Below are 10,008 nucleotides of genomic sequence, written 5' to 3'. Positions count from 1 at the left end.
CTTTAAAAGCTATTGGAAATTGTGTGGGTGATGTATACCACATATCAATGCGCCCCCTTTTAACTAGTCCCCATTGGTTACGATAATCCTATAGCGATATAACTATGTCCATAAAATCTAAATGCAATATCAGATGATGTTAATTTTATTGCATCATCATAATTGTTCCCACTTGGACTTCCAGTAGAAGGTGAAATAGAGCCCACTGCTTTAAAAGGAGTGTTAAATCTAATTGGTAATGTCGCTTTTGATTGATATTCTGATGTATTGTGAGAAGTCTGTCCCCATTGGCTAAAATCCAATAGCGCTCCAACAAATAGATGTAACATTGTTTTGCGCTGACATATAAGAGAAGTCATTGATTGTTATTTTCTTAACGGCACTACTTGTCCAACTATCATTATCTAAGGTTGCCGTAGCTATGTTAGTGACTGCGACGAACGGAGGAAAAGTAAAAGGTATTATAAAGTTACTAGCTCCATCATATATAGTCCTAGTAACTGCAATGTCTGACTTTCCCCATTGGCTCTAGGGAAGTAGCTCAATGGCTTTGCGGAGTTCTCGCAATTCTTTGTGAGTATAAACCTTGGTTGTAATATCGCCATGTTTGTGGCCAAGAATTGCACGAGTTGCAGTAGGTGATGCACCGTATTTATCTAACAATGTGGCTACTGTGTGACGGCAGTCATGAGTTGAATGGGAACATTTGATAGCCGTCATTACTGATTTAAATTGCTTGCTGAATTGAGCATAAGAAATAGGTAATATCTTATCTGATGAATTGTGATACAAGGTTGTAACTATTGGAAATATTCGACTATGAATGGGAATTAAGCGATTACGGCCAGCATCAGTTTTAGATTGACGTACTATAAGACATTTAGTGCGGAGGTTAATATCGTTTTTACGTAACGATAGCAATTCACCACATCGCATACCTGTATATAAGAGTATTAGAATACCATAAGTATCGGTAGTATTAAGGCTCCACAATCGATTAATCTGTTGGCGAGTGAATGGTTTATGAGGATACACGCTAACATCATGGCCGAGATTAAGAAAAGAGGTGTAATCCTTAATATCAATATCATTAACAATTGCATACTTAGACAGTAATGAGAGTAATGTACGTACCTTCTTGGCTGATGCGTAGGATAGGCCGTTATCTCTCATTCTATCAATAACGCATTGCATATCAGAGTATTTAATTAAGTTAATAGGAATATTAGCAATTGATTGAATATGATCATAGGCAATGCGATAGGATTCAATGGCTGATTTACTCACGATTCCAATACGAGTAGGCAGCCATTTTTTGTACAAACTTTTAAACGTTTCGACACACGCACTTTTGCGGTGCATGCGAAGATACGCATTTCTTGGGTAGTGCTTAACAGTACTATTCATATGTTCCTCCTTATTAAAAACGAAAGGATAAAAGAAATGAATAATTATATCCACGTACTTGATGCGGAAGGTCGACGTATTACATCAATCGTCGATAGTATGTTAGCACCAATTGGTGAGAGTGCTTTACTTGAACAAGCTAAATCTCAATATCCAGATGCAGCTAATTATGTATATGGTGATGATGCTATGCTAGACCAATTTTTAAACAATAAAGCCTATGTAAATGGTGAGTTTGTTGATGTTTCAGTAACGGAATATGAACCGACAAAAGCGGAACGTATTGCACAAATTCGCAAATACTATGACGAACGATTTGCAACGTTAGACCTAGCGTTACTACGTAGACGGTTAGCTAATGTGCCATATGATGATTTACAAGCACAATTTAAAAAACTCAATGCCGAAATGGTGGCTAAGATTAAGGAGGTCAAATAATGGATAACTACGAAATCAAATCTGATGTACCAGTGATGCACTTTTGTGAATACTGTTGGGCAACTTTGAATGAGGACGGCACGTGTCCGACAGAAGGATGCGTGCACAATGATTTAATGGCTTTAGATAAAGAAGAACCATAAGGGCATGGGGGAGTGAATGGATATTCTTAATGATATTTTAATCATGCTCATAAGTGGGGTATCGCATGAACATTTAGTAAGCATGGGAGTAGTGATTATTCTAACCACTACATTGTTATTCGTGGACACTATACAACGAATTGCTGCAGAAGTGTTGCGATATAACAAGGATAATCACAGGCCTAATAATCCTATTACGCTATTAACAACGTTAACCTGGTACGGCTGGGGAAAAGGTAAGTATATTGATAAAACAACCGGGGAACGGCGTAGATATTTAATGAGTGAGCGCCTTAGAGGTGATCTACTAAAGAAACTATGCATACAATACCCTGCATGGATGATACTATCCATTGTGTTTATTTCATTACCTGATATTCCTATTCCAAATACAAACCTATTCCTAGACCATATTTTTTCGTATGCGTTTATGTTGATACCATTTTTTGCCGAATGCTGGTCAATCATTGAAAACCTACGTGAAATGGTAGAAGATGACCTAATCGACATCGGCAAAATATTTCAATATACGATTGAAATTATAAAGGCATGGAGGGGTAATGGATAAGTTAGCTATCATTAACCGCATAAAGCGGTCATATCAGTCCATTCGAATAGCTGGCATACGGCCAACTGGCGTATTAGCAACGAGGGCGTTAGTCCTCGTCATGCTAGTACCAATGATATTAGTCGTTGCCCAGTATGCGCTATCAACAATTAGAGGATATGTATCACCTGAAGCGAATCAGCTTATCGATAAGGGAATACTTATCGTTGACCATATCAACGTTCCGTCAGTGTTTTTGGCTATCGTAGGGCTGTGCGGCATGTTCATCGATAAGAACCATAATGGGATACCAGACAAGCTTGAGGAACAGAATACGTTGCCTATGAATCGACCTAGTATACAACAACTATCTGATGACGTTAACCATGACGAGAGGGGGAAATAAATGTTTAGACAACTATCAATGGATGAGTTAAAAGACCTGGCGCTAGATGCGTATGGCCAAATTGAAAAGACATACCTGCATTGGACAGGGGTCAAAGGTGGCAAGCATTTCAAGGACTACCACATCAACATCGACCGAGACGGTACGATGTGGACCGATATGGAGGCCTTAACCGATTATAAGGAACACACCTACATGCGCAACAGTAACGCGGTAGGCATTGCTATTGAAGCGTGTTGGGATGCAGTCAGTGAAAATAATCTAGGGAGCGAACCGCCAACCAAAGAACAGTTAACCACTATGACTCAAATTATGGCAGTGTTAACTATTAACGCTGGTGTACCACTTGATATACAACATCAAATGACCCATGCAGAGGCGGCCGATAATAAGGACGGCCTAGACCTCTATTATTTAGATCCGACGGGCTATCCTAATAACACCTACGGCCCAGACTCCAATGTTGACCGATGGGACCTCTTAGTGTGCCATGCAGGTGACGAACGATGGAGCGGTGGCGACTGGTTACGTGGCACCGCTCGATGGTGGGGCGCTCAGTGGGGTAGTACGATTTAGAAAGGAGTTACCATGTATGAAACTATCAAAAACAAAATTGTATCTGCGTTTACTTTTAAGCGCATTATTCTTGGTGTGCTTAGCGTTCTTATCATCTGTTTCGCATGCAGCCTCGTCAGAGGGTATCTCGACACAAGAGTCGACTATCAGCGTACCCGTGAGCAGTTGGAACGAACTCAAAGGGCGCTTGACGAAAGCCGAAAGCTCAATCAACAGCTCCGAGAAAGCATTGCAACAAGCCAACAGCTTAACCGCGACGCAGGGAACAGCATTAGCCGAATTGAAGATTATCAACGAAGAACGGACGAAGGAATTGAACACGCTCAAAGCAATCAACGAGAAACAGGGGCAAGAATTAGCGAAAGCCTCCAATCTCTTGACGACGCAAGAAGCGAAATTGAACGAAGCCTCGACCTCATTAGAAGAATTGAAAGAGCAAATCAATCGCAACAAACGAACAGAACAGCGCCTTAAAAGGCAACGCGACACATGGGCCGTGGTAAGCGGTGTATTTGGATTAGCAGGTGCAATTCGTCGATAGAGAGGTGATCCATATATCTCCTGAGCAGGAGCAGGTGGACTCCTGGTAGTACATTCTGGCCAAAATATAAAATCTCCAAACGTAGGTAATATCTGCGTTTGGGGTGCGTTAAAATTTTCGATTTATTGAAATTTAATAATTCAGTTGTAAAGTAATTGTTTATAACTGAAAATCACAAGAGCCTATCAGCTTAGAATAAATATCTAGGTTGATAGGCCTTTTTATTTGTAAATGATATAATATAAGAAAGTGGTATTTTAAAAATCTTAGGGGGAGTATATGGATACTATATTAAATGACTACATCCAAGACTATTTACATTCAGATAAATTCATAGAAATGTTAGAGTATTTTGTTGCAAAATATAATGAGAATGTAGATAGTATCAGAAAAAGCGGATTACATAAGAGTGCAGAATTTTTGGATGATGCCAAAGATAAATTATTAGTGATTTTAGATAAAGTAAAAGCTGGTGAAACGTTGGATAAATCTGATGCGGACACTATATTAAACAACATACATTTATCCGTCCCTATAAAATAATGACTCATAATATAAACAGCCTACCGACCTAGATAATATCTAAGTTAGTAGGCTGTTTTTGTTTGTAAAAATCATAATAAATACTTGACTATATACACGATATAGGGTATAATATAGACATAGGGAAGGAGGTGAAGCCGTTGAAGAGGTTAAGGAAGATAATAAAAAAGTGGCTACCGATAATAACCGCGTTTATCCAACTTGCAATCGCGATAATACAGCTATTAAATCAGTAACCACAGGGGCTCGAAAGAGCCCCAATCTTCCTAACTATTATACCAATGGCGAGCATATGATTTCAAGATTAACTTTAATAATTAGCATTGTTGCCTTTGTATTATCCGTCTATAATCTATTAATAATATTAGGAGTACTGTAATGAAACTAGAAGATGTAATGACTACACAAGAGGCGGCAGAACGGTGGAATGTTACTGCGGACTCATTAAAACAAAACTGTAGAGGCCGTGTAAAGAATGGATTTAAAGAAGGTGAGTTTAGAAAGTCTGGGAAAATGTGGCTTGTAACACGTCAAGGAATGGAAAGGCTATATGGTGAAGAAGTGAGTCATAACATATAATGTATATATTATAAATGACATCATTTTGACATCAATTTATATTAAAATATGCTAAAATATATAATTATATATGTAGTATAAAAGCTGATAAATACTGTATTCCTTGAGTCTATAAATGTTTATTAAATGCCACGCCATCTTGAGGGGGTGGTGAGCGTACGCTCGTGAGGGTTCAAGTCCCTCCAACCGCACCAAATATAAAGACCTACAGATTACTGTAGGTCTTTTTTGTATATCTGTAGGGGCAGATGGCTATTATAGCTAATATTATAATTAGTTGATTTAATCTTTCTATAAAAAATAATTATTAAACTAAAAATAAACTATTGACATAAATTATTTTAAAATATAAAATAATTGTAGACATACTGGCGTGTCGATAAAGGGATTAGAGAGTCCAGCCAGATAAATATGATATAGTTCGAGAGATCTATATACAAATTAAGACATGTTACTGAGAGAGACGAGAGAAGGGTAACATGTCTTTTTTGTATGCCTAAATATAGATAAAATCTGATTTTTTTAGTTATACAACACTTTGGCTGTAAATATAAATTAAAATATAAAATATTAATAAATAAAGTGGAGAATAAGACTCATGTGAATGCTTAAATTAAATCCTTATAGATTGAAACTTGTACTTTAAGAGTTAATGTTGCGGAATAAGAGATTTTGTTACAAAATCCATTGTGTAGAAATTGTAGTATCAAAAGTTCGTATGATAAAATAATATAAATATATTATTCATAATCTTATAAGTAGAGGACTTTATGATGAAATATTTACGTCGTGAATTAAACCAAGTAGAAAAGGAATACTTAAAACAATTTGGTGAAAGTTCCTTAGATCGTGTTATCTTACACGATCCAAATACAAAGGATAAACAAGAGGTTCAAGATACGATTGATATTTTGAAAAATGCGATTGCAAACAATAAGCCTTTGGAACAAGTACCAGAGGATATGTGGAAACTTATTGAGTTTTAATGTAAAAGACACATTGCTAATAATAGCAATGTGTCTTTTGTGTTATAAGTTATAGAGTTCCGGCTTACGATCTCTGAATATATTTATTTTGTTGCGAATGTCTTTAACAACGTCAAAATCAATATCAACAGAAGCAACGCCCTCCTTAGTATCCATTTCTAATAGGTTTGTACCCCATGGGTCATATACGGCAGAATGCCCCGTACTTTGAACGCGTCCAACCATGCCACAACCATTGACAGCACATACAAATAGTTGATTTTCGATAGCCCGCACTTCATTGAGTACTTGCCAGTGTCGTAGGCGCATGGTAGGCCATTGAGCCGGCACAAATAGTAATTCTGTGCCTGGTAATGCCGCCATGCGTACCAATTCAGGAAAACGGATGTCATAGCAAATAACGGTGCTACATGGAATGCCGTCTAACTCGAAATGTGTGGTATGAGTCCCATTAGCAAAGTATTTATCTTCTTTGGCAGGGCTGAAGCCGTGCATTTTTGAGTATTCCCCAACGAGAGTGCCTTCTCGGTTATAGGCATAGGATGTATTGAACACAACATCGTCTTTGGTAACTGCTACGGAACCACCTATGATGTTTACGTTGTGCTCTTTCGCAAATGTACTTAATAATGATTGAGTTCGCTCTCCATTTCTGTCAGCGATGTTGATTAAATCTTTTGATGGATAAAATCCTGTATTCCAAGTCTCCGGTAATACAATAATATCTGGATTTTCATAAAGGGATTGAGCGAGTAATTCTTGAACGCGATTATAGTTATATTCTACATCGTTTACGTGGACGTTCATTTGTATAAGGGTTAGACGCTTTTTCATAGTACATCCTTTATTTGTTGAAATAGTATCGTTTATGTGAAATATATTATAATTAAGATATTAAAACATTATTGAGTAGATTACAATATGGGCCTAGGTACTAAGGACTCGAAAATCAATTGATGAGGTGCTCGTAGTACGTTGATTTTTACTATTCTCCTTATAAATGATATAATATAAGTTATTAAATTGTGTCTATATAAAGGGGGACCTATGAAACGATTTTCATTGGTAGTGCTTTTCACAATTGTAATTGCTACAGCGTTAGCAGGATGTGGAATGCTTTCACAGCAAACGACAGAAAATGAAAGTAAAACGCCACCTACACAACAGGTTACGATGGTACATCCGTCGGGAGTTCCGGTACTCATGTATCACAAGATTGGCGATGATAAAGATAATGATGCGGTTATCCGCGAGGATTTATTCCGTCAGCAAATGAAGTTCCTCAAGGATAATGGGTACCATCCGTTGACGATGGATCAACTATATGATTATGTAGTCAATGGTGCTGCTGTACCAGAGAAACCAGTCGTATTGACCTTTGATGATGGCTATGCCGATACATATTCTATTGTTTATCCGTTGATGAAAGAGTATGGTTTTGCTGCTACAGTTTTTGTTAATCCTGGTGATGTAGGTACAAGGCTTACATGGGAACAGTTAAAAGAAATGAAAGATAATGGTATAACTATTTCTAATCATGGATTCCAACATGTTGAAATGGGCCAGCTTTCAAAAGCAGCACAAATGGAAAATATTCAAAAAGCGCAACAAGCTCTAGCAAGTAAGCTGGGAATTACAGATAATCCGTGGTTCTGTTATCCATATGGGGATAAAAATAAGGATACAGATGCTGCCACAAAAGATAGTGGTATAAAAATGGCACTCGCTATGAAGTCTGGTTGGGCTCATACGGGAGATAATCCATACAATATTTTGCGTGTTTGGGTTGGTAATGCTGTAGATATTAAGCATTTTGAAGAACGAATTAGCACTGAACATTACAGTGATTTATAAGGAGAGATACATTGTTTAAAAAGAATTGGGTAAAGTTCATCATTATGGTGTTCTTATTTACCGCAGTCACATCACCATTCGTGGTATTGTTTGGACCATTTAATAATGTAAAACGTGCCGTAATTGGGGCTATTTTGCAATCTCGTCATCCTCAATATATTACATGGCTGTTCAGCAATGATGAATTGCAATCTATTTTGGGGACGGTAGGCGTTGTAAAAAGTCAAGATTTGTTCAAATTTAATGCTCGCGAAGATAAAGACTTAAAATTAGAAAAGATTGAGTCGTCTCGGTATGTGGGATATGTGCTTGAAATTCCGGATCCACGTCGTATTCAAGTGGCAACAGCTGCGAATATTCAAGAAAAAGGGGATACCACAAGTAATATCGCCAAAATGAATGGTGCTGTAGCTGCTATTAATGGTGGTGGTTTCCACGATCCGAATGGAACGGGGACAGGCCGTTTACCTTATGGATTTATTCTTCATGAAGGGGACTATATCATTGGTAAAGATGTGGGACCTGATGAATCTGTTGATTTTGTTGGTTTCTCTAAATCTGGTAACCTCATTGCGGGCAACTATGATAAAACTGAATTAGCTGATATGAAAGCTATGGAAGGTATTACTTTTGGACCACCTCTTATCGTAGATGGTAAGAAGATGATTACCGATGGCGACGGTGGTTGGGGCGTAGGTCCTCGAACTGCAATTGGTCAACGTAAGGATGGCACTGTATTGTTTGTCGTAATCGATGGTCGTCAACCTGGTTATTCTTTGGGCGCTACTTTGCGTGATGTACAAGATGTTCTATATGAAAAAGGTGCATATATTGCAGCGAACCTTGATGGTGGATCTAGCTCTACATTATATTTAAATGGCAAAGTTGTTAATAAACCAGCCGATTTATTAGGGGAACGGATGATTCCTACGGCGTTTATCGTGAAATAGGAGGAACAATGAAACCTTTTACGCGTGTACTGAGCGCCTTTGTAGCAGGTATTCTGCTACAAGGAGGGGTGTATCTGTACCTTGATCAATATATGTTTGCACCAACTACGGAGTTTAATGTTTCGGGTGCTTCTAAGGATGACACTAAGAATTTTCCAGATGTAAAAGATGGTCGTAAATATGTGTCTTATGATCATCAATTTATGGCTGTTGTAACAGATGAATCCTTAAAAATTTATAAGGCTGGTGAAAGTAAACCGACAACAGTTAATTTAAAAGGTCGATCTATTAGTTATTTTGATTGGATGCCAGATAGAAACTATGCTATTATGGGGCTGTATACGGATAATAAGGTTATTATGGCTCGTCTTAATGCTGATGATCCTGAACATGAAGTTGACACAGAACTTGAAGATGTACCTAAAGGTAGCCGTATTGTTGATGCCGCATATTCTGAAGCAACAAATGTTGTGTACATGAAAGTTAAAGTTCGTGAAGGTGCCTATCGAATTTATAGAACGGATGCGAATTATGATACGCGTCGTGTGTATATGCAGGCCACTGATATTGGGCGCATTGCTGTATTTTATGATGAAGATAATTTCTTCTATGATAATGCTAAAACTGGCGATATATTCATGTTTAATGGTATCGAAGGTGGCTGGCGTGTTATCAATCCACCTGGACGATTCCGTTTACTTGGTGTAGATACTAGCAAGACGATTTATATTGCCCGTGTAGATGAAGATAATAATGTCTTGACTGTATATTCCGGCAAGCTAGGAGTAGGGTTTAAACCTGTTTATAAGTACAATAATCCTACTACACTGTCTGAGGTAACGATGAATGCCGTAAAAGATATCATTGCTAATGGTAGTGATGATACGACTAAAGTAACAGAAGACACTGATAAATCATCTAAAGACTCTAAGAAAAAGAATTAATAGAAAGCCTTTATAATCGCAGGTTATAAAGGCTTTATTTATAAATTTTTCACTTCTAGTAGGAGATAATTCAAGTTGAACTCATATATATTTC

General features: G+C 37.6%; 15 protein-coding genes. 12 read left to right on the top strand and 3 right to left on the bottom strand.

Annotated features, from left to right (window positions below; genetic code table 11):
• Window positions 1-77: 77 nt before the first annotated feature.
• Window positions 78-302 carry a hypothetical protein gene (locus tag Q0E20_RS09110; RefSeq protein ID WP_295999281.1) on the bottom strand — a complete coding sequence of 75 codons (225 nt, stop codon included), beginning with the start codon at window positions 300-302 and terminating at the stop codon, window positions 78-80.
• Window positions 303-528: 226 nt separating this feature from the next.
• The gene (locus Q0E20_RS09105) at window positions 529-1,407 is read right to left on the bottom strand and encodes a tyrosine-type recombinase/integrase (RefSeq protein WP_295999280.1); all 879 of its coding nucleotides are present in this window, start codon (window positions 1,405-1,407) and stop codon (window positions 529-531) included.
• 36 nt (window positions 1,408-1,443) lie between these two features.
• Between Q0E20_RS09105 and Q0E20_RS09100 the strand changes: the two genes are divergently transcribed.
• From Q0E20_RS09100 to Q0E20_RS09060, 9 genes are all read left to right on the top strand, one after another.
• On the top strand, window positions 1,444-1,845 hold the full coding sequence (locus Q0E20_RS09100) for a hypothetical protein (RefSeq protein ID WP_295999278.1): 402 nt from the start codon (window positions 1,444-1,446) through the stop codon (window positions 1,843-1,845).
• Window positions 1,845-1,988 carry a hypothetical protein gene (locus Q0E20_RS09095; protein WP_295999275.1) on the top strand — a complete coding sequence of 48 codons (144 nt, stop codon included), beginning with the start codon at window positions 1,845-1,847 and terminating at the stop codon, window positions 1,986-1,988. The genes Q0E20_RS09100 and Q0E20_RS09095 overlap by 1 nt, the downstream gene beginning before the upstream one ends.
• 16 nt (window positions 1,989-2,004) lie before the next feature.
• Window positions 2,005-2,556 (top strand): hypothetical protein, encoded by a 552-nt coding sequence (locus tag Q0E20_RS09090; RefSeq protein ID WP_295999274.1) that lies wholly within the window; start codon window positions 2,005-2,007, stop codon window positions 2,554-2,556.
• Window positions 2,549-2,941: a hypothetical protein gene (locus Q0E20_RS09085; protein ID WP_295999272.1), complete on the top strand. Its 393-nt coding sequence runs from the start codon at window positions 2,549-2,551 to the stop codon at window positions 2,939-2,941. The genes Q0E20_RS09090 and Q0E20_RS09085 overlap by 8 nt, the downstream gene beginning before the upstream one ends.
• Window positions 2,942-3,517 carry an N-acetylmuramoyl-L-alanine amidase gene (locus tag Q0E20_RS09080; RefSeq protein WP_366509645.1) on the top strand — a complete coding sequence of 192 codons (576 nt, stop codon included), beginning with the start codon at window positions 2,942-2,944 and terminating at the stop codon, window positions 3,515-3,517.
• Between the two features lie 16 nt (window positions 3,518-3,533).
• The gene (locus Q0E20_RS09075; RefSeq protein WP_295999271.1) at window positions 3,534-4,058 is read left to right on the top strand and encodes a hypothetical protein; all 525 of its coding nucleotides are present in this window, start codon (window positions 3,534-3,536) and stop codon (window positions 4,056-4,058) included.
• A gap of 279 nt (window positions 4,059-4,337) precedes the next feature.
• On the top strand, window positions 4,338-4,601 hold the full coding sequence (locus Q0E20_RS09070; protein WP_295999266.1) for a hypothetical protein: 264 nt from the start codon (window positions 4,338-4,340) through the stop codon (window positions 4,599-4,601).
• Window positions 4,602-4,979: 378 nt separating this feature from the next.
• Window positions 4,980-5,180, top strand: coding sequence for a helix-turn-helix domain-containing protein (locus Q0E20_RS09065; RefSeq protein WP_295999265.1), 201 nt, complete (start codon window positions 4,980-4,982; stop codon window positions 5,178-5,180).
• Window positions 5,181-5,953: 773 nt separating this feature from the next.
• Window positions 5,954-6,166, top strand: a complete 213-nt coding sequence (locus Q0E20_RS09060; RefSeq protein ID WP_366509646.1) for a hypothetical protein — start codon at window positions 5,954-5,956, stop codon at window positions 6,164-6,166.
• A gap of 42 nt (window positions 6,167-6,208) precedes the next feature.
• Here the strand turns inward: Q0E20_RS09060 and Q0E20_RS09055 are convergent, their stop codons facing one another.
• Window positions 6,209-7,000 carry a carbon-nitrogen family hydrolase gene (locus Q0E20_RS09055; protein ID WP_295999261.1) on the bottom strand — a complete coding sequence of 264 codons (792 nt, stop codon included), beginning with the start codon at window positions 6,998-7,000 and terminating at the stop codon, window positions 6,209-6,211.
• A gap of 213 nt (window positions 7,001-7,213) precedes the next feature.
• Here Q0E20_RS09055 and Q0E20_RS09050 point away from each other — a divergent pair, with 213 nt between their 5' ends.
• The 3 genes from Q0E20_RS09050 to Q0E20_RS09040 are packed head-to-tail and all read left to right on the top strand — an operon-like array spanning window position 7,214 to window position 9,914.
• Window positions 7,214-8,020: a polysaccharide deacetylase family protein gene (locus tag Q0E20_RS09050; protein ID WP_295999258.1), complete on the top strand. Its 807-nt coding sequence runs from the start codon at window positions 7,214-7,216 to the stop codon at window positions 8,018-8,020.
• 11 nt (window positions 8,021-8,031) lie between these two features.
• A complete protein-coding gene (locus Q0E20_RS09045) occupies window positions 8,032-8,970 on the top strand; it encodes a phosphodiester glycosidase family protein (protein ID WP_005377648.1) in 939 nt (312 codons plus the stop codon).
• An 8-nt stretch (window positions 8,971-8,978) separates the two neighbouring features.
• Entirely contained in the window at window positions 8,979-9,914 is a 936-nt protein-coding gene (locus Q0E20_RS09040) for a hypothetical protein (RefSeq protein ID WP_295999255.1), read from the top strand.
• The last annotated feature ends 94 nt before the right edge of the window (window positions 9,915-10,008 follow it).

Source organism: uncultured Veillonella sp. (assembly GCF_934230905.1).
Lineage (GTDB): Bacteria > Bacillota > Negativicutes > Veillonellales > Veillonellaceae > Veillonella.
Note: the sequence above shows the minus strand (reverse complement) of the source record. Positions and strands in the feature narration are given on the sequence as shown.